Genomic DNA, 18,582 nt, shown 5'->3' with positions numbered 1-18,582 from the left:
AATGCTCATTCGGTGACGTGCCGGACCCGAGCGGAGGTTTCGGTGGTGCGCGCGGCCCAGGCGGCCAGGAGGCGCAGGCCGTCACCCGACGGGGTTCCCGGTTCGGCGGAGTAGGTCAGGAGGGTGAGGGTCTGGTCGCCGGGCAGCTCGAACGCCTCGAAGTCGAGGTCGAGGTCGCCGATGGCGGGGTGGTGGAAGCGTTTGGTGCCGTGCCGGTGCACGTAGACGTCCTGGGCGGCCCACCAGGCGCGGAAGGGGTCGCTGCGCATGGACAGCTCGCCGATGAGGTTGACCAGGTGCTCGTCGTGGGGATTGCGGGCGGCGGCGATGCGCAGCGCGGCCACCGCCGAGCGGGCGACCCGCGCCCAGTCGGGGTAGAAGCCCTGGGCGTGCGGGTTGAGGAAGGTGAACCGCATGGAGTTCACCGGAAGGACCTCGCCGGCGGCGAACATGGGCGCGTACAGGGCTGTGCCGAGGGGGTTGGCGGCCAGGATGTCGAAGCGGTGGTCGCGTACGAACGCCGGCACTCCGGTCATCGCCTCCAGCACCCGGCGGACCGGGGCCCGTACCTCGGGTGTCTTGACGCGGCGGGTGCGGGCCGCTGGGGCGGCGGCGGCGCGGGCCAGGTGGTGCAGGTGCGCGGTCTCGGTGTCGTCCAGGCGCAGCGCGCGGGCGATGGCGTCCAGCACGCTCTCGGAGGCGCCGGCGAGGGTGCCGCGCTCCAGCCGCGTGTAGTACTCGACGCTGACCCCGGCCAGCACGGCGACCTCGCCGCGGCGCAGACCTTCCACCCGGCGGCGGCCGTGGGAGGGGATCCCCGCCTGCTGCGGGCTGACCTTGGCCCGGCGTGAGGTGAGGAAGGCCCGGACCTCGCTGCGGTTGTCCATATCCCCAGGTTAGGCATCGCCAGCCACGATGAGGGGGTCCCTGCCGGTACCCCTTTGGCCGGTGACTGTCTCCCCGCGCCGGTGAGGGGTTGGCTGGAAGCACGGCCCCCGCCTGGGGGGGCGGGAAAAAGAAGCGTCTGCCCGGTCGCGGCGGCCGTGATCTCCCGGGCCGGCCTGGCAGAGGGCCGCCCTTCGAGCGGCACGGCCACCGGGGCGCGGCGACACAAGGAGAATGATCATGAAGCATGTGAAGCTTGGCGGTCTGGACGTGTCCCGGATCGGGCTGGGTGCGATGGGCATGTCCCACGGCTACACCGATTCGGGCACCGACGAGGCCGAGTCGATCGCCACGCTGCACCGTGCCCTGGAGCTGGGTGTCACGCTGATCGACACCGCCGAGATCTACGGGCCCTACATCAACGAGGAGCTGCTGGGCCGGGCGCTCAAGGGTCGCCGCGACCAGGTGGTCCTGGCGACGAAGTTCGGGCTGATCTCGCATGGTGGGGCGGGCGCGTGGACCCTGGACTCCCGTCCCGCCAACATCCGCGCCGCGGTCGAGGGGTCCCTGACGCGGCTGGGCACCGACCACATCGACCTGTACTACCAGCACCGCGTCGACCCCGGCGTGCCGATCGAGGACGTCGCCGGCGCTGTCGCCGACCTGGTCGAACAGGGCAAGGTGCGGGCGTTCGGGTTGTCGGAGGCCGGGCCGGACACCATCCGCCGCGCCCACGCGGTCCACCCGCTCGCCGCGGTCCAGTCCGAGTACTCGCTGTGGACGCGCGGCGTGGAGGAGCGGGTGCTGCCGGTGCTGCGGGAACTCGGGATCGCCCTGGTGCCGTTCGCGCCACTCGGCCACGGCTTCCTGACCGGCACGATCAGGTCGGCCGAGCGGTTCGGCGAGAGCGACTTCCGGCACGGCAACCCGCGCTTCACCGGCGCCAACCTCGACGCCAACTTGCGGATCGCCGACGAGGTCCAGGCCGTCGCCGCTGAGGCGGGGGTGACCGCCGCGCAGGTGGCGCTGGCGTGGCTGCTGGCCCAGGGCGAGGACATCGTCCCCATCCCCGGCACCAAGCGCGTGCACCGGGTGGAGGAGAACACCGCCGCCGCCGACCTCCAGCTGACCGAAGGGCGGCTCGCCCGGCTGTCGGCGTTGCCGCCCGCGGCGGGCGACACCCACACCGAGTCCGGCCTGGCGATGCTCGAACGCTGACCGCGGCCCTCGGCACCCCTGCCACCGGCCGGCCGCATCAGTGGCCGTACCGATCACGATGAAGGAGCGTCCATGCAGACCGTCACGCTGAACAACGGCGTCCCGATGCCGATCCTGGGATTCGGGGTCTTCCAGATACCGGCCGAGCGGACCGAGCGGGCCGTCACCGACGCCCTGGCCGCCGGCTACCGCAAGTTCGACACCGCCGCCTCGTACGAGAACGAAGAAGCCGTCGGCCGGGCCCTGGCCGCTGGCGGCATCCCGCGCGAGGAGCTGTTCGTCACCACCAAACTGTGGGTCCAGGACAATCCCGCCGAAGAACACACCCGTCGGGCGTTCGACACCTCGGCCAAAAAGCTCGGCCTGGACTACCTCGACCTGTACCTCGTGCACCAGCCCTTCGGCGACGTCTACGGCCAGTGGCGGGCGATGGAGGCCCTGCACCGCGAGGGTCGGATCAAGGCGATCGGGATCTCCAACTTCCACCCCGACCGCGTCGTGGACATCGTCGACCACAACGAGATCACCCCCGCGGTCAACCAGATCGAGGTCCACCCGTTCTTCCAGCGCGCCGCCGACCAGCAGATCAACAGCGAGCGCGGCATCCTCATCGAGTCGTGGGGGCCGTTCGCCGCGGGCAAGAACAACCTGTTCACCGACCCCGTCCTCACCGAGATCGGCCAGGCGCACGGCAAGAGCGTGCCGCAGGTCGTGCTGCGCTGGCTGATCCAGCGGGGCATCCCCGTCAACGCCAAGTCCGTCGATCCCGAGCGGATGAAGGCCAACCTTCAGGTGTTCGACTTCGAACTCACCGCCGGCCAGATCGACCGCATCGCCGCCCTGGACACCAGCGCCTCCCTGTACTTCGACCACCGCGACCCCGCCATGGTCAGCTGGCTCGGCAACCGCCGCACCAGCTGACCAGGGGAGACAGGCGATGGGCCGCACCCCACGGGCCCTCGACCGCCGCCAGGTCCTGCGCGGCGCGCTGCTCCTAGGAGGCACCGTGATCACCGCGACCGCCTGCGGCGGCCGGGACCGCCCGGCACCCACGTCGGCCGCCGAGCCGGCCTCGCAACCGGCGGGCCCGCCGCCCTCCGCGGCGGCGGCACGCACGGTCCTGCTGGTCTGCTTCTCCCGCTCCGGCGAGAACTACCACTACGGCGGCCGCCGCACCCTCAAGGTCGGCAACACCCAGGTCCTGGCCCAGATGATCAGCCGTCGTCTGGACTGCGACACCTACCGCATCCGGCCCGCCGACCCCTACCCCGGCGACTACGAGCAGACCGTCGCCCGCAATGTCCAGGAACAGAACACCGACGCCCGCCCCGCAATCGCCGGCGCCCTGCCCGACCTGGGCCCATACCAGGTCGTCCTGCTGGCCGGACCCATCTGGAACGTCCGCGCACCCATGATCATGACGACGTTCACCGAACAGTTCGACTTCACCGGCAAGACCATCCACCCCGTCACCACCTACGCCATGAGCGGCCTGGGCACCACCGAAGCCGACTACGCCGCGTCCTGCCCCGGAGCCACCCTCGGCGAAGGCCTGGCCGTCCGCGGCGAACAGGTCACCGATGCCGGCCCCGCCATCGACACCTGGGCCCGCCGCACCGGCCTGCCACGCGCATGACCCGGCAGGCTTCTCACCCTGGTGGCCCGGCCGTACGCTGACCGCGACGACTTCGGCCCAGCGTGGAGGCAGCCGTGAACGATCTGGTCGCATGGCTCCGCTCCGACATCGAGCACGAGCTGGCTCTGGCCCGCGCGGCCGGGGGAGCTCCGTGGGTAGGGAGCACCGAGCATTTCGAGGTTCAGACCGTCGAGGGGCTGACGGTCGTCGACGGCTTCGAGATCAGCGATCCGAGGTTCCGCGCGACGATCGACCACATCGTCCGCCACGATCCGGCGGCCACCATCGACCGCTGCGAGTCCGACCTCGCGATCCTGTCCCTGCACGAGCACGCCCACGGGTGCGGCGGGCCAGCCGACAGCCGCCGGTGGGTCAGCGACGACGAGGACTGCCCGACGGTGCGCCTGCTCGCGTACGGACGCCGCCACCACCGGCCGGGCTGGCGCGAGGAGTGGAAGCCGTGACGCTCATGGCCACCTCCCGATGCCTCCGGGCACGAAGCGCCCGCACGCGCGTGTTCGCTGTGTCGGCGAGCGATGGCGTCACCTGGATGTGGTTTGCACAGTGCGCTCTTCGGCCGGGCCGGCGTGCGGGTGTGTGCCGCGTAGTGCGGACTCGACCCGGCGATTGCTGGTCATGGTCGCGGTGATGGCGGTCATGGCGAGCAGGAGGCCGGCGGCGGCGTAGAGCGGGGTGCGCAGGTCGTAGGCGGTGGCCAGCCAGCCGCCGAGGAAGGCGCCGAACGGGGCCGCGCACATGGCGAGCATGCGGGAGGTGGAGGCGACGCGGCCCATCAGGTGGGCCGGGACGATGACCTGCCGGAGGGAGGGGCCGAGCACCATCGTGGCGCCCATGCCCGCCCCGCAGACGGCGAGCGCGAGCCCGGCCACGTACGGGTTCGGGGCGGAGGCGAGCCCCAGGATGGCGAGGCCCTCGAGAGTGGCGGTGCAGGTCAGCGCGGTGCCGGTGCCCAGGCGCCGGCCGAGGAAGGAGGCGATGCCCGCGCCGAGCAGGCCGCCGGTGGCCTCGGCGGTGAGGAGCAGACCGAAGCCGAACGCGCCTACGCCGAGACGTTCGCGGACGAACAGGGCCAGGACGGTCTCCACGGCAACGAAAGCGATGTTCCCCACCGCCGGACGCAGCGCGAGCCCGAGCAGCAGCCGGTCATGGAAGACGTAGGAGGCCCCGGCCCGCGCCTGCCGGAGCAGCGACTCGCGGGCGCTCGCGGCCGGGCGCGGCACGGCGGGCAGCGACCGGACGAGCAGTGCGGACAGCGCGAACGACACCGCGTCGGCGAGCAGCGGAACCGAACGTCCGAGCGCGAGCAGCGCACTGCCCGCAGGAGGCCCGGCGAAGCCGGACGCCGCGGTCTGGGCGCCGCGCAGGCGAGCGTTCGCGCGTTCCAGCTGGGCGGGGTCGCGGCCGAGCAGATCCGGCAGGTACGCCGTGGCGGCCGTATCGAAGAACAGCCCGCCGAGGGCGAGCAGGAACGCGACGGCCGCCAGCAGCGGGATGCTCAGCACGTCGAACGCCGCCGCCGCAGCGAGTACGGCGAGCAGCATCGCGCGCGCGGCGTCGGTGACCCACATCGTGGGGCGGCGGTCCCAGCGGTCCACCAGCGCACCGCCGAGCACTCCGAACAGCAGCCAGGGCAGTGTCCCGGCGGCCATGATGACGGCCAGCGCCATCGGATCCCGCGTCAACGTCAATGCCAGCAGCGGCAGCGCGGCGTGCGACACCCCGTCGCCGAGCGAGGACACCGTCTGCGCGGTCCACAGTCGCCCGAACCCGGTGGGCGACTTCGCCACATCATTCGTCGGATGTGCGGTCACTTGGCGTCCTCCTCGACCTGCCGGCGCGGAGCCGGCCGGAACAGCGCGAAGACCAGCGACACGTCTGGCAGCGATGGATCGGACAGCGTCCGGTACTCGTCCGCCAGTGCCTCCAGGCGTGCCCCCAGCTCCGTGAACTGCTCCTTGGTGAGTCGCAGGTGTGCCATTCGTACGTGCCGCTCATCATCCGCCGGCGACGCCTCAAGGTCCGCCACCGCATTCCGCAGCAGCACGTCCGGCTGCCCCGGCGCTGGATCCGGCAGCTCGATCGACCGCGCGGCCATCGCGTAGTACCGCTCGGTGACCCCTCTCACTTTCCGCGTCCGCACCACCTTCACCAGGCCGGCCCGCTCCAGCAGCCGCACGTGATAGCTGGAACTCCCCTTCGCGAGGCCCACCCGCTGGGCGATCTGCGTGATCGTCGCCGGCTCGAAGCGGAGCATGGCCATGATCCGGTGACGCGTGAGATTGGAGACGGCGCGTAGCTGCTCGTCGGTGGTGACGTGAAACGTCTCAAGGAGATCATCGGTAGGCATGCAAGCAATGGTCAACGATTCTTGACCATTGTGCAAGGGGTTCAGCCCCAGCAACATCTCCACCACCTCGCGAGGCCTACGCCCGGCTCGGGCGACGCGGGCATGTCGTACAACGGCCGCACGAACCGATCACCCGGCACGCGGTCGTCGGTCCCCGCACGCGAGATCCACACCGCCCACGTCCCAGGCGCGCGACTCCGGCGCGCGAATCTTCGGCACAGCGCGCCGCCGCTGTGTGTCTGGGGTGCTTCAGTCGGGCGGTGTCGTGAGTGACTGGATGTGGTCGAGCATCGCGTCCAGCGCCACTTCCAGCGGACGGACCTTCCGCTGCAGTTGGGTGAGCAGCAGGCCGCCTTGCAGTGCCGCGAGGGTGGCCAGGGCGAGGTCGTCGGGGTCGCCGTCGAGTTCACCGCGCGTGTGCATGGCCTGCAGGCCCGCTCGGATCGCCGCCGCGGTTCGGACGTCCTCCAGGGTGGCCTCGGTCACGCCTTGCTCGTACATGAGCCCGCCGAGATGGGGGTCGCCGGTGCCGCCGGCTACAGCGCCACCAAGGCCGCCCTCGCCTCGTTCACCCGTACCTGGGCGGCGGAGTTCGGCTCGAGCGGCGTCCGCGTCAACGGCGTGGCGCCGGGGCCGACCCGCACCGCGGGCATCCTGGCCGAATGGGGCGAGGGCATCGAAGAACTCGGCAAGACGCTTCCCCTCGGCCGCACGGCCCGTTCGGCCGAGATCGCCGAGGTCATCCTGTTCCTCGACTCACCGCGTTCGAGCTTCGTCACCGGCGCGACCCTGGCGGCCGACGGCGGCGCCACCGCCATCTGACCACCTCTAGGACCGTTCCTTGATGACGCTGTCGCGTGGACCGCCGTAGACCGGGTTCCTGTCGAAGCGCTTGTCGGTGACGAGCAGGCGGATCAGTCCCGGTTCGCGGATGGACTCCTCCGCCTCCCAGACGATCCAGTCGTCGCCGACGGGTCGGGTCTGTGTGCGAAGCTCGGCGTAGCCGCCCGGGTTGTCCGGCGTGACCCCCATGATCAGGTAAGTGATCCTCAATCCGCGCCGGTCGAGCTCGGGCAGGACCTCTCCGACGGTCTTCTCGTCCACCCGGAAGCCGGCGAGCGAGCCGCCCTTCGTGGTCGCCAGCCGGTAGTCGGACTTGATCGGTCTCACTTCGTGTGAGGTGTCGGGCACGAGAACACAAGGGGCGATCGGGCCGCTCATGAGGATCGTGCTGGTGCTGTGGTCGCTGATCGTCCAGACGAACGTCTGGCCGGGCTTGAAGAGCTTGGTGTCGATCCGCATCTGCCAGCCCTGGCTGTCCTGTTCCCCGGGGATGTTCTCCGGCACGGAGTACAGGCCGCGGGGAATGTCCTGGACGTGGGTTCCACGCGGTTCCTCGCACCACTTGCCCGGCGGTGCGTAGTCGACGATGGCGGGAACGTTCAGCTCCTCCAACCGCTTCGCCAGCCCCGCCCTGTCGCGGAAATCCCGGACCTGGACGTACACGACGCCGTCGGACTCCTTGGTGACCGCATAGGAGGGGGTGCCGCCCCCCTTCAGCAGGCCCGGCCCCACCGCGACGCCCGCGGCGAGCAGCCCCGCACCCGCCAGCCCCACGACCAGCCGCCGGGCAGAACGCCGGCGGGGACGGGCGGCGGACGGGCCGGGTCGCTCGGCGGCGAGCGCGGCCAGCAAGGCGCGCGCCCCCGCATCGGACGCGTTCCCTCCCGGCCTGCCCGGTTCCACCCTGGCCAGCGCACGTGTGATCACATCGATGTCGTCGCTGTTCTTCATCACAGATGTTCCTTCGCGGGAGCCGACCGGCTTTCCGATGTGAAGTGCACGTCCGCCTCGGCGAGCGCGCGGGCGAAGCGCCTGCGGGCGCGGTGGAGTCTGATGCGTACGGCGTTGCGCGAGATACCGAGCACGGTGGCGATCTGCTGCCGGTCCAGTTCCTCCCAGGCGACCAGGGACAACAGCTCCCGGTCGGCGTCCGGCAGGGCCCGGAAGATATGCGCGATCGCCGTCAGCTCCACCCCGCTGTCGGGCGCGGCCTGGTAGAGGTCCGCCATTTCCGCGTCGAGCTCCACATTCAGGGACTGGCGGCGTACCTGGACCCGATAGTGGTTGGCCAGCACCTTGCGCGCCACCCCGTACAGCCACAGCGTGGCCTGCTGTCCGTCCGGCACTTCGCCCATCCGCCGCCAGGCGATGGCGAAGGTTTCCGCCACGACGTCCACCGCATCCTGCGGGGAGTCACAGCGGCGGGCCGCGTACGCCGTGATCAGGCCGTACGTCTCCCGGTACATGGACTCGAACCTGACCGGCTCACCATCCACGGGCCGGCCCCGCGTCAGGTCTCCTCGGCATCCCCATGGCCGCCTCCTCCACACCTTGAGTTACGGACACCTGTGCCTATGTAAGGAGTCGGGCCATCATTTCGCGTCAAGGCGGAGAAATTCGCGGCCATCCCGATTGCGGAAGGGTGGTGGTCGTACGTCCCGCGCGCCGGGATGGATCCGGGCGTTACCTGCGGGTGGCGAGGTCGAAGGTGGTGACCAGTTCCTCGGCGGCGACCGTGGCGTCGAGGCCGGCCAGGAGCCGGGCGGCGACGGTGTCGATCGTCGCGCGGAGGCTCATGGCCATGAGCCGGGCGTCGAAGTCGCGGAACTCGCCGGCCCGGCGGCCCTGCTCGAACAGTTCGGCGAGCAGGGCCAGGGCCATGTCATCGGACCCGTCCGGCGCCGGCGCCGAGTTGAAGGCGATCTGCTGGACCGCGCGTATCTGGACGGGGTTGGCGGCGATGAACTCCACGTTGGAGCGGATGTAGGTCGCCAGTTTCTCGCGCGGGCCGCCCGCGGCCACGATCCTCGGGTGCATGTACGCCGCGGCGTCGGTGAGCACCTTGGCGACCACGTCCGCGAGCAGCTCGTCCTTGGAGGCGAAATGGTAGGAGATCAGCCGTTTGCTGCTGAGTCCCGCGTGGCCGCAGATCGCGTCGAAGGTCGTGCCCGTGTAGCCCCGCTCGGCCAGGACCTCGATCGTGGCCTGCACGATCTGTTCTCTGCGGGCCTGGGTCGCGTGGGCCCGGTCTAGCGGAACGGGTGTCGGCATCATTGCCTTTCCATGATCGGCGGCCGTCCCCGCCGGGCTTGGTCAGCCCAGTTTGCCAGCCCGGGCGGGCTTGGGGAACGCGGCACGCACGGCCTGCCGGGTGGCCAGGAGCGCGACTCCGGCCAGGAGCAGGCCGATCAGCCCCTGGTCGAACTTCATCCACAGCGGGTAGCCGCTGTCGGGCGCCACGCAGATCAGCACGATGCCGATCGTGCCCAGGATCGAGAGCGTCCTGATCCGGACGTACGCCGATCGCTTTCCCTTGGCCGCCTGCCCGGCGAGCCAGATCAGCCACAGCGAGGCCACCGCCACGGCGCCACCACGCACCCAGACCACCCAGTTGACCAGGTCAGGCCGGTTGTGCAGGACGGCGGCGATGATCAGGGTCGCCACCGACACGACCGCCATGCCGACGAAGAGGAACCGGATCCGCTGGAGGCTCACAAGCACTTTGTTATCCATGCGAGCAATAATTACACAGGCGGATAAAAATGACAATCGGCGATCGGGCGTCGCGTCTGGAGCGGCCCAGAGGTCCGGCGCGCCGTGCCCCGCGGGGGAGCATGATGGGGGCGACCGAAACGATCGTCGTGGGGATGGGTCATGAGGCTCCGCTGGTACCGCCGGCCGCGCCGCGGCTCGTTGCCCAGGCGCTCCCTCAGGCGGTGGATCCTGGTCGGGCTCGGCCTCGGGGTGCTCGTGGTGGCGCTCACGGCCGCGGTCGGCCCGTACCGGCAGACCCGGGAGTTCCGGCAGGTCGTGGCATGCGATCGGGACGCCGGCGACTGTTTCGGCAGGGGACCGGCTTCCATCGCCGGCCGGCGCACCTACCTCACGACGACGACGCACACCGACGCCAACGGCACCACCAGCACGACCACGACCACCCACTTCGAGGTCACCTGGCAGCGGACCGGCGGCGCCCGGCAGACACGTGAGGTGTCGTCGGACTTCTTCGCCAAGGCGCGGGAGGGGGAGCCGGCCACGCTCCGGCTCTGGCATGACGAGGTCGTCGGCGTGGAGGTGATGGGAGGGGCGCAGTGGTTCCTGCCGGAGTCGGGTACGACTCTCGGCCACTGGCTGTACCTGGCCTTCTTCGGTCTCGGGATGCTGCTGTGGGGACTGTTGTTCGGCTGGTGGGACGGGCTGTTCATGCTCGCCTTCCGCACGTTCGCCTGGATGTTCATGGGCGTCATGCCGGTGAACCTGGCGACGGACGCCCTGGCGTACGGCCTGGACACCGGGGCCGGTCTGGTCATGGACATCGCCATAGGCGTCTTCTTCGCCGGGATCGCCGGCGGGATGCTGTTCGCCTCCCTCGACTCCTGGTGACCGGCCGCGCCGACGGGCGCCATGAGGTCAGCGCCAGGGCTCCTCGGAGGTTCCGGTTCGCCGGTCGTGATGGTCCAGCAGCCGGGACAGCAGCTCGGTCAGCCGCTCCCGCTCCTCGGGTGACAGCGGGGCCAGCAGTTCGTCCTGGCTTTCGGCCAGCCGCTTCTCCAGGAGCCGTAGCCGCCGTTCGCCCGCCGGGGTCAGCGAGATGATGTTGCGCCGCCGGTCGGAGGGGTCCAGGGCGCGCTCGACCAGTTCGCGCTCGGCGAGTTCGTTGATCGTCGCGACCATGTCGCTGAGGTGGATGCCGCTGCGGCGGCCCAGCGCGGCCTGGCTGGCCGGGCCGAACTCCGCGAGCGTCGCCAGCAGGCGGTAGTGGTAGCCGCGGGCGCCGGCGGAGGAGAACCCGTCGGCCACCAGGCGGCCCGCGTGGCCGGCGGTCTGGGTGAGCAGCCAGCTGGGCAGGCCCTTCCACCTGGCTGGCGTCTCATCGGATGGGTTCTCCATGCGGGCAAGCCTAACGGATCGTTAGGCGCACCAATGATTATGGTATCGTTCGAGCGACAAACGTTCGGAATATAAACGTTTGGTCATCCAACGAACCCCCGGAGGCAGGACCATGATCAAGCCGTTCCGCATCGACGTCCCCCAGGCCGACCTCGACGACCTGGCCGACCGGCTGTCCCGCACCCGCTGGCCCAACGAGGTCGACGACGCCGGATGGGACTACGGCTTCCCGCTGGCGCGGCTCAAGGAGCTGGCCGAACACTGGCGCACCGGCTACGACTGGCGCGTCCACGAGGCCGGGCTCAACGAGCTGCCGCACTTCACCACCGAGATCGACGGCCAGGACATCCACTTCGTCCACGTCCGCTCGCCGAAGCCGGACGCGCTCGCGCTGATCATCACCCACGGCTGGCCCGGTTCGTTCCTGGAGTTCCTCGACGTGATCGAGCCGCTGTCCCGCGACTTCCACCTGGTGATCCCGTCCATCCCCGGGTTCGGCTTCTCCGGGCCCACCCACGAGCGCGGCTGGGACGTCGTCCGGGTCGCGCGGGCCTGGGCGGAGCTCATGCGCCGGCTCGGGTACGAACGCTACGGCGCGCAGGGCGGCGACTTCGGCTCGGGCATCTCCACGGCGCTCGGCGCGGTGGCGCCCGACCGGGTCGCCGGGGTGCACGTCAACTACCTGCCGACCCGGCCGGACCCGGACGCCGGCGTCGAGCTGTCGGAAACGGACGAGGCACGGCTGGTCAAGATCCGGCAGATGATGGCGAACCGGCCGCCGTACCAGGCCTTGCAGGCCCTCACCCCGCAGACGATCGGCTACGCGCTGACCGACTCGCCGGTCGGCCAGCTCGTCTGGATCGCCGAGCGCTTCGCACAGTGGACCGACCCCCGCTCGCGGATCAGTGACGAGCGGATGCTCACCGGCGTCTCGCTGTACTGGCTGACCGCCACCGCGGCCTCCTCGGCTCGGCTGTCCCGTGAGACCCCGCAGCGGATCGAGCCGTGCCCGGTACCGGTCGGCGTGGCGGTGTTCGCGCACGACATCACGCAGTCGGTGCGACCGCTGGCCGAGCGGCTGTACGACATCAGGCACTGGTCGGAGTTCGAGCGCGGCGGCCACTTCGCCGCGATGGAGGTGCCGGACCTGTTCGCCGGGGACGTCCGGGACTTCTTCCTCACCCACGCCAAGTGACCCGGGCTGGTGCTCGTGTGACCGCTGGGGCGTGATCGCACATCAGCGGGGGTGCAGCGCACCCACCATGGCCGGGACGGGGGCGTCGTAACTTGGAAGCATGGACCAGGAGAGACCTCTTGGTGAGTTCCTTCGTGCCCGGCGCCACCTCACGACGGTCGAACAGGTCGGACTGCCGCCGTCCCTCGGACACCGCCGCACGCCGGGATTGCGCCGTGACGAGGTGGCGATGCTGGCCGGCGTCAGCATCGACTACTACATCCGGCTGGAACAGGGGCGGGAACGCCACCCCTCCGATCAGGTGCTCGCCGCCCTGGCCCAGGCCTTCCGGCTCGACGACGAGGCCATCGAGCACCTTCACGAGCTCGCCCACCCCCGGCCGTACAAACGCGCCACCGAGCGGGCCGAGAAGGTACACCCGAGCCTGCTGAGCCTGATGGAGAACTGGGACCGTATCGCGGCGTACGTGGTGAACAGCCGGCTGGACGTGCTGGCGAAGAACCGCGTGGCCACCGGCCTGTACGAAGGGCTGGAGCACAACGACAACCTGCTGCGGCTGGCCCTGCTCAACCCCGCGTCGCACGACTTCTACCTCGACTGGGAGCTCGACACCCATTCCAAGGTCGCCCATCTGCGCGCCGCGGCGGGCGCGGACGCCGAGGATCCGCTGCTTCGCGAACTGGTCGAGGAGCTGTCGCGGGAGAACAAGGACTTCCGGCGGCTGTGGGACCGCTACGAGGTACGGGCGAGGACGCGCGCGCCCGTGCGCTTCCATCACCACGTGGTCGGTGACGTGGTGACCACCATGGAGGTGCTGAGCGTCGACAGCTCCCCTGGTCAGAAGCTCATCGTCTTCAAGGCCGAGGACGGCAGCCCGTCCGAGCACGCTCTGGCCGTACTGGGCGGCGGGCAGTGGCGGACGGCGGATCCGGCGGCGGAGTCCACGGAGGATCCGGGGGCGGATTCCGGCGCGGACGCGGTGCAGGATTCCGCGGCGGCTATGGGCCACCAGGAGTAGCCGGTCCGCCGGGGGAGTCCGCGGCGAGGTGGGTGAGCGGGACCTCCACCAGGAGCCGTTCGCCCACCCGGCGATAGCCCACCGCCTGGTTCACCGTCGTCATCGGCAGGTTGCTCCCGTTGACGGTGCTGGTCACGGTGTCCACGCCGGGGAAGCGCTCGCGCAGCAGCAGGGTCTGCTCGGCCTTGATCCAGCGGGCCAGGCCGCGCCGCCGGTGCCGGGGGAGCACCGCGGTGTCGTGCTGGTCGGCCGCCGGGCCGCCGTCCGCGGGGGCCGGGCCGACCCAGTGGGCGGGGCGGTAGCCGCCGGGGTCCGGGCACACCGCGAGCTCACGGCAGCGGCGCAGCACCTCCTCGTCGAGCCGCTGTTCCTGGCGTTCCAGACGCAGCAGGACCCGCATACCGGGCCAGGTGAGGGCGAACGGCTCCCCGGGCCCGCCGGCCGGCGCCAGGCCCTGGAGGCGTTCCATCCCGGCCGCGCGGGCGTCGGCCGCGACGCGGGTCCGCAGCGCCGCCCCCACCCCCTGGCGCCGGGACGGCGGTGCCACGAACAGGCGGAGGAAGCCGGTGCGCGGGTCGTGGGGGCGCGGCCGCAGTTCGGCGACGCCGACGACCGGCCCGCCCGCCGTGGCGCGGGCGGCCCAGCGTGGTACGGGGGGCCCGTCCTCGGCGAGCAGCCGTTCGGCCAGCGCGGCGGCGGGGGGCGAGCCGCCGGACGCTTCGGCCTGCCCCTCGCTGAGCACCGCGCACCAGGCGGCGAGGTCGGCGGGGGTCGCGTGCCGCGGCAGGAACGGTTCGGGGGAGACGGCCACCGCAGCACTGTGGCACGCGCCGCCCCCGCCGTGAAGACACCCTCAGGGTTGTGACGTCGCGAGGCGGGTGAGCGCGCGGGTCAGGGCCTTGGCGCGGGTCTCGGGGGTGCGGGCCTTGAGCAGCGGAAGGATCACCGCGTACCGATCGGACCGGCCGAGGCGCTCGAAGGCCTCGCCGGCGCGGGCGTCGCCGGCCAGCGCGGCCGCGAGGTCGGGCGGGACCTCGGCGGTGCGCTGCGACTCGTAAGCGCCCTGCCAGCGGCCGTCCGCCCTGGCGGCCTCGACCTCCGCGATCCCGGACGGCCGCATGCGCCCGGCCGCCGTGAGCGCCTCGACCTTCGCCACGTTGACCTTCGACCAGGAGCTCCTCGGCCGGCGGCGGCAGTACCGCTGCAGGAACGACACCTCGTCGCCGGCCTTGCGCTGGCCGTCGATCCAGCCGTAGCACAGGGCCACGTCGAGGGCCTCGGTCGTGGTGACCGAGACGAGCCCGGAGTGCCGTTTGGCGATCCGCAGCCACGCCTCGGTCCGGACCTCGTGCTCGGCGGCCAGCCAGGACTCCCACCGGCCGGAATCGGAGAAATCGAGGACGTCCATGTCAGATCGACGTCAGGGAGGCGATGACCTCGACGTAGTGCGGGTTGTTCATGACACCCAGCACGTTGCCGAACGGGTCGACCACCGCGGCGGTGACGAACCCCGTCTCGCCGTGCGCGGTGATCGGCTGGTACTCCTTGGCGCCCAGCGACAGCAGCCGCTCGACGGTGGCGTCCAGGTCGTCGACGTGCCAGTGCATGACCGCGCCGCCGGGCTCGGTCGCCGCGCCGGGCGGCTGGTAGTTCCGGTCGATGATGCCCAGCTCGTCCTGGTGGTCGCCGATGCGGAACTCGGCGTAGGCGAGGCGCCCGTCCGGCCCGGGGCGGGTGAAGTAGGCCTCCACGCCCAGGAACTCGGCGTACCACGCCACGGCCGCCGTCACGTCGTCGGCCCAGAAGCTGATCGTGCTGAATCCTCGCAGGCTCACAATGTGACCTTTCATCAGTGTTTGTCGCTGTTCTCTACGATGAACGATATTGGTAGTTGTGGAAGCTGTGGTTCCGCAATGCCTGCCAGACTGAGGAAATGTTGGAAACCTCGGTCCGGTTGCTCCGGCTGCTGACCCTGCTGCAGGTACGGCGCGACTGGTCCGGCGCCGAACTGGCCGAACGCCTCGGCGTCACCACCAGGACCGTGCGCAACGACATCGAACGGCTGCGCATCCTCGGCTACGAGGTGCGCTCCAGCACCGGGATCACCGGCGGCTACCGGCTCGACGCCGGGTCGGCGATGCCCCCGCTGCTGCTCGACGACGACGAGGCCGTGGCGGTGGGCGTGGGACTGCGCGCCGCGGCGGCCGGCACGGTCACCGGGATCGAGGAGACCTCGCTGCGCGCGCTGACCAAGCTCGAACAGACGCTGCCGGCCCGGCTGCGGCACCGGCTGGACGCCCTGCGGCACGCCACGGTCTCGGCGGCGGGCGGCGGCCCGACCGTGGACGCCGAGACGCTCACCACCATCGCCGGCGCCTGCCGCGACAACCGGGAGCTGCGCTTCGACTACCAGGGGCACGATGGCCGGTCCAGCTCGCGCCGCGTGGAGCCGTACCGCCTGGTGTACACCGGGCGCCGCTGGTACCTGCTCGCCTGGGACGGCGACCGGCAGGACTGGCGCACCTTCCGGGCCGACCGCATCCGGCCGCGCACGCCCACCGGGCCGAGGTTCACTCCGCGCGAGCCGCCCGAGGACGCGGCGAGCCACGTCGTGCGCGGGACCGCCTCGCTGGCCTACAGGCACCGCGCGCGCGTCCGTCTGGAGGCCTCCGCCGAGGAGATCGCCGGGCGGGTGACCCCGGCGGGCGGCCTGGTGCGCCCGCTCGACGAGCACAGCTGCGTCCTGGAGACCGGCGGCGACTCCCTGCGCGACCTCGTCGGATACCTGACGAGCCTCGACGTCGCCTTTCACGTGCTGGACCCGCCGGAGCTCAGGATCCTGCTGCGCGAACTCGCCGAGCGCTACATCGTGGCGGCCGAGCCCCCGGTTTGACACGGGCATCCGATTATGCGACTTATGGCACTAGATAACTAGATGAATGGGAATCGTGATGATCGAGTTCCACCTGGACGACCGGTCGGGCCTGTCGCCGTATCTGCAACTGGTCCGGCAGGTGCGGCAGGCGATGCGACTGGGCCTGCTGGGTGAGGGAGATCAGCTTCCGACGGTCAAGGAGGTGGTGACCCAGTTGGCCATCAACCCGAACACGGTGCTCAAGGCTTACCGGGAACTGGAGCACGAGGGCCTGGTGGCCGCCCGGCCGGGCGTGGGGACGTTCGTGACCACGACGCTGACCGACGCCTCGCTGGCCGCGCACGGCCCGCTGCGCCTGGAGCTGCGGCGGTGGCTGGCCAAGGCCAGGCGGGCCGGTATGGACGACGAGAGCATCGAGGCGTTGTTCACGGCGACCTTTCGTACCGCCGCCCAGGAGGAAATAGCGTGACCGCCGTCGTGGCCGCACAGGGACTGGGCAAGAAGTACGGCAGGCGCTGGGCGCTGTCGGACCTCACCCTGGAGGTCCCCGCCGGGCGCGTCGTGGGACTGGTGGGCCCCAACGGAGCCGGGAAGACCACGCTGCTCAGCCTGGCCTGCGGCCAGATCGCGCCGACCTCGGGCACCATCACCGTGCTCGGCGGCACCCCCGCCGCCGGCCCCGCGCAACTGGCCAAGGTCGGCTACGTCGCCCAGGACACCCCGCTCTACCCCGGATTGAGCATCGCCGACCACCTGCGGCTGGGCGCCCGGCTCAACCCCACCTGGGACCACGAGCTGGCCCGGCGGCGCGTCGAACGGCTCGGCCTGGATCCCGCCCGCCGGGCGGGACGGCTCTCCGGCGGCCAGCGCGCCCAGCTCGCCCTCACCCTGGGCATCGCCAAACGGCCCGAGCTGCTGATCCTTGACGAACCGGTGTCCGCGCTCGACCCGCTGGCCCGCCGCGAGTTCATGCGCGGCCTGATGGAGGCCGTCGCCGACCAGGAGCTCAGCGTGGTGTTCTCCTCCCACCTGGTCTCCGACCTGGAACGGACGTGCGACCACCTGATCGTGCTGGCCGGTTCCCGCCTGCGGATCTCCGGGGACGCCGAGGAGCTGCTGGCCACCCACCACCGGCTCACCGGCCCCCGCCGCGACCCCGGCCGGCTGCCCGCCGACCAGCACGTCGTCTCCGCCAGCCACACCGACCGGCAGAGCACCCTCATCGTCCGCACCACCGCGCCGATCCTCGACCCCGCGTGGACCGTCAGTCAGGTCAGCCTGGAAGACCTCGTCCTGGCCTACATGGACACGCCTCCTCCCGCCGCCGCCCCCCGGCCCGTCCTGGAGATCCAGCGATGATCTGGCTCACCTGGCGGCAGTTCCGCGTCTCGGCGGCCGTGGCGTTCGCCGCGCTGGCGGCCCTGGCTGTCGTCCTCGGCCTCACCGGGCCGGGCCTGGCCGACGAGTACTCCGCCGGGCTCGCCGCCTGCGTCGCCGGGAGCCGCGACTGCGTGGAATTCGGCCAGTTGTTCTTCCGCACCAAACAGGACGTCTTCCTCGTCGTCTCCCTCATCGTGCTGGTCCTGCCGGCGCTCATCGGGCTCTTCTGGGGCGCGCCGCTGATCGCCCGCGAGCTGGAGGGCGGCACCCACCGGCTGGTGTGGAACCAGAGCGTCACCCGCACCCGCTGGCTGACCGTCAAACTCGCGCTCCCCGGCCTGGCCGCCATGGCCGTCGCGGGCGTGAGCGCCCTCCTGGTGACCCTGTGGGCCGGCCCTCTCGACGAGGCGGCCGCCCAGGACGTCCCTCGGATGACTCCGCTGCTGTTCGCCGCGCGCGGCGTCGTCCCCATCGGGTACGCGGCCTTCGCCTTCGCCCTCGGCGTGGCCACGGGGATGGTGGTCCGCCGCACCCTGCCCGCCATGGCCGTCACCCTGGCCCTGTTCACCGCCGTCCAGGTCGCCATGCCGCTGCTGGTCCGGCCCCATCTCCTGCCGCCCGTCCGTACCCTCAGCGAGATCACCGCCCTGGACGTGGAGGGCATCGGCACACCGGAGGACCGCTCCGTGCTGGTACGGGTCCAGGTGAGCGGCACCGACCGCTGGATCCTGTCCAGCCGCACCGTCGACGCCTCCGGGCACACCGTCGAACTCGTCCCCCTGCCCACCTCCGTCTGCGCGCCGGGCGGCGGCGACGACCGCCCGCCGCCCGACGCCGCGCCGCCGAGGCCCCGCCCCGCGCCGTCATGGCTCTCGGCGTGCGTGGCCGAGATGAAACGGCTCGGCTACCGGCAGGAGGTCACCTACCAGCCCGACAGCCGCTTCTGGCCCTTCCAGTGGCTCGAGACCGGCGTCTACGCCCTGCTCACCCTCGGCGTCACGGCCCTCTGCTTCCGATGGATCCGCCGCCGCCCGTCCTGACACCCTTCGGGCCG

At 71.3% G+C, this 18,582-nt stretch carries 24 protein-coding genes; 12 read left to right on the top strand and 12 right to left on the bottom strand.

All coding sequences use genetic code 11. The annotated features are described in order from the left end of the window. Positions 1-5: 5 nt before the first annotated feature. On the bottom strand, positions 6-887 hold the full coding sequence (locus NYZ98_RS01320; protein ID WP_262840557.1) for a helix-turn-helix transcriptional regulator: 882 nt from the start codon (positions 885-887) through the stop codon (positions 6-8). A gap of 238 nt (positions 888-1,125) precedes the next feature. Between NYZ98_RS01320 and NYZ98_RS01315 the strand changes: the two genes are divergently transcribed. From NYZ98_RS01315 to NYZ98_RS01300, 4 genes are all read left to right on the top strand, one after another. After that, entirely contained in the window at positions 1,126-2,103 is a 978-nt protein-coding gene (locus NYZ98_RS01315; protein ID WP_262840556.1) for an aldo/keto reductase, read from the top strand. Between the two features lie 72 nt (positions 2,104-2,175). Then, positions 2,176-3,024: an aldo/keto reductase gene (locus tag NYZ98_RS01310; RefSeq protein ID WP_262840555.1), complete on the top strand. Its 849-nt coding sequence runs from the start codon at positions 2,176-2,178 to the stop codon at positions 3,022-3,024. 16 nt (positions 3,025-3,040) lie between these two features. Continuing rightward, positions 3,041-3,739, top strand: a complete 699-nt coding sequence (locus tag NYZ98_RS01305) for a flavodoxin (RefSeq protein ID WP_262840554.1) — start codon at positions 3,041-3,043, stop codon at positions 3,737-3,739. 74 nt (positions 3,740-3,813) lie between these two features. Next, a complete protein-coding gene (locus tag NYZ98_RS01300) occupies positions 3,814-4,203 on the top strand; it encodes a DUF6221 family protein (protein ID WP_262840553.1) in 390 nt (129 codons plus the stop codon). 78 nt (positions 4,204-4,281) lie between these two features. Here NYZ98_RS01300 and NYZ98_RS01295 read toward each other — a convergent pair whose 3' ends face one another. The 3 genes from NYZ98_RS01295 to NYZ98_RS01285 all read right to left on the bottom strand — a co-directional run bounded on the left by NYZ98_RS01295 (position 4,282) and on the right by NYZ98_RS01285 (position 6,608). After that, positions 4,282-5,571: an MFS transporter gene (locus NYZ98_RS01295; protein WP_262840552.1), complete on the bottom strand. Its 1,290-nt coding sequence runs from the start codon at positions 5,569-5,571 to the stop codon at positions 4,282-4,284. Continuing rightward, positions 5,568-6,164 carry a transcriptional regulator gene (locus tag NYZ98_RS01290; protein WP_262840551.1) on the bottom strand — a complete coding sequence of 199 codons (597 nt, stop codon included), beginning with the start codon at positions 6,162-6,164 and terminating at the stop codon, positions 5,568-5,570. Before NYZ98_RS01290 ends, NYZ98_RS01295 begins: the two co-directional genes overlap by 4 nt. 192 nt (positions 6,165-6,356) lie before the next feature. Then, complete coding sequence (locus tag NYZ98_RS01285) at positions 6,357-6,608, bottom strand: hypothetical protein (protein ID WP_262840550.1); 252 nt, start codon at positions 6,606-6,608, stop codon at positions 6,357-6,359. Here NYZ98_RS01285 and NYZ98_RS01280 point away from each other — a divergent pair. Then, a complete protein-coding gene (locus tag NYZ98_RS01280) occupies positions 6,597-6,929 on the top strand; it encodes an SDR family NAD(P)-dependent oxidoreductase (RefSeq protein ID WP_262840549.1) in 333 nt (110 codons plus the stop codon). The genes NYZ98_RS01285 and NYZ98_RS01280 overlap by 12 nt on opposite strands. A gap of 6 nt (positions 6,930-6,935) precedes the next feature. On the opposite strand, the gene NYZ98_RS01275 is transcribed toward NYZ98_RS01280, so the two are convergent. The 4 genes from NYZ98_RS01275 to NYZ98_RS01260 all read right to left on the bottom strand — a co-directional run bounded on the left by NYZ98_RS01275 (position 6,936) and on the right by NYZ98_RS01260 (position 9,683). Further along, positions 6,936-7,901, bottom strand: a complete 966-nt coding sequence (locus NYZ98_RS01275) for a hypothetical protein (protein ID WP_262840548.1) — start codon at positions 7,899-7,901, stop codon at positions 6,936-6,938. Further along, a complete protein-coding gene (locus tag NYZ98_RS01270) occupies positions 7,901-8,416 on the bottom strand; it encodes an RNA polymerase sigma factor (RefSeq protein WP_262840547.1) in 516 nt (171 codons plus the stop codon). The genes NYZ98_RS01275 and NYZ98_RS01270 overlap by 1 nt, the downstream gene beginning before the upstream one ends. Before the next feature lie 217 nt (positions 8,417-8,633). After that, a complete protein-coding gene (locus NYZ98_RS01265; protein ID WP_262840546.1) occupies positions 8,634-9,221 on the bottom strand; it encodes a TetR/AcrR family transcriptional regulator in 588 nt (195 codons plus the stop codon). 42 nt (positions 9,222-9,263) lie between these two features. Continuing rightward, the gene (locus NYZ98_RS01260) at positions 9,264-9,683 is read right to left on the bottom strand and encodes a hypothetical protein (RefSeq protein WP_262840545.1); all 420 of its coding nucleotides are present in this window, start codon (positions 9,681-9,683) and stop codon (positions 9,264-9,266) included. 141 nt (positions 9,684-9,824) lie between these two features. Between NYZ98_RS01260 and NYZ98_RS01255 the strand changes: the two genes are divergently transcribed. Further along, positions 9,825-10,553: a hypothetical protein gene (locus NYZ98_RS01255; RefSeq protein ID WP_262840544.1), complete on the top strand. Its 729-nt coding sequence runs from the start codon at positions 9,825-9,827 to the stop codon at positions 10,551-10,553. Between the two features lie 27 nt (positions 10,554-10,580). Here the strand turns inward: NYZ98_RS01255 and NYZ98_RS01250 are convergent, their stop codons facing one another. Then, positions 10,581-11,060 (bottom strand): MarR family winged helix-turn-helix transcriptional regulator, encoded by a 480-nt coding sequence (locus NYZ98_RS01250; RefSeq protein ID WP_262840543.1) that lies wholly within the window; start codon positions 11,058-11,060, stop codon positions 10,581-10,583. Positions 11,061-11,172: 112 nt separating this feature from the next. On the opposite strand from NYZ98_RS01250, the gene NYZ98_RS01245 reads away from it, so the two are divergent. Beyond that, positions 11,173-12,255: an epoxide hydrolase family protein gene (locus NYZ98_RS01245; protein ID WP_262840542.1), complete on the top strand. Its 1,083-nt coding sequence runs from the start codon at positions 11,173-11,175 to the stop codon at positions 12,253-12,255. Between the two features lie 100 nt (positions 12,256-12,355). Then, positions 12,356-13,273, top strand: coding sequence for a helix-turn-helix transcriptional regulator (locus NYZ98_RS01240; RefSeq protein WP_262840541.1), 918 nt, complete (start codon positions 12,356-12,358; stop codon positions 13,271-13,273). Here NYZ98_RS01240 and NYZ98_RS01235 read toward each other — a convergent pair. Genes NYZ98_RS01235 through NYZ98_RS01225 form a run of 3 tightly spaced genes read right to left on the bottom strand, consistent with a single transcriptional unit; the run spans position 13,254 to position 15,108 of the window. Next, positions 13,254-14,084, bottom strand: a complete 831-nt coding sequence (locus tag NYZ98_RS01235) for a GNAT family N-acetyltransferase (protein WP_262840540.1) — start codon at positions 14,082-14,084, stop codon at positions 13,254-13,256. The genes NYZ98_RS01240 and NYZ98_RS01235 overlap by 20 nt on opposite strands. A 42-nt stretch (positions 14,085-14,126) precedes the next feature. Next, complete coding sequence (locus tag NYZ98_RS01230; RefSeq protein ID WP_262840539.1) at positions 14,127-14,681, bottom strand: YdeI/OmpD-associated family protein; 555 nt, start codon at positions 14,679-14,681, stop codon at positions 14,127-14,129. Between the two features lies 1 nt (position 14,682). After that, entirely contained in the window at positions 14,683-15,108 is a 426-nt protein-coding gene (locus NYZ98_RS01225) for a VOC family protein (protein ID WP_262840538.1), read from the bottom strand. 98 nt (positions 15,109-15,206) lie between these two features. On the opposite strand from NYZ98_RS01225, the gene NYZ98_RS01220 reads away from it, so the two are divergent. Genes NYZ98_RS01220 through NYZ98_RS01205 form a run of 4 tightly spaced genes read left to right on the top strand, consistent with a single transcriptional unit; the run spans position 15,207 to position 18,568 of the window. Beyond that, entirely contained in the window at positions 15,207-16,166 is a 960-nt protein-coding gene (locus NYZ98_RS01220) for a helix-turn-helix transcriptional regulator (protein WP_262840537.1), read from the top strand. Between the two features lie 46 nt (positions 16,167-16,212). Beyond that, positions 16,213-16,617 carry a GntR family transcriptional regulator gene (locus tag NYZ98_RS01215; RefSeq protein ID WP_262840536.1) on the top strand — a complete coding sequence of 135 codons (405 nt, stop codon included), beginning with the start codon at positions 16,213-16,215 and terminating at the stop codon, positions 16,615-16,617. Next, entirely contained in the window at positions 16,614-17,507 is an 894-nt protein-coding gene (locus NYZ98_RS01210; RefSeq protein WP_262840535.1) for an ABC transporter ATP-binding protein, read from the top strand. Before NYZ98_RS01215 ends, NYZ98_RS01210 begins: the two co-directional genes overlap by 4 nt. Further along, the gene (locus NYZ98_RS01205) at positions 17,504-18,568 is read left to right on the top strand and encodes an ABC transporter permease (protein WP_262840534.1); all 1,065 of its coding nucleotides are present in this window, start codon (positions 17,504-17,506) and stop codon (positions 18,566-18,568) included. The genes NYZ98_RS01210 and NYZ98_RS01205 overlap by 4 nt, the downstream gene beginning before the upstream one ends. Positions 18,569-18,582: the final 14 nt, after the last annotated feature.

The organism is Sphaerisporangium corydalis (assembly GCF_025506355.1).
Lineage (GTDB): Bacteria > Actinomycetota > Actinomycetes > Streptosporangiales > Streptosporangiaceae > Sphaerisporangium > Sphaerisporangium corydalis.
This window is presented reverse-complemented; position numbering and strand designations above follow the sequence as displayed.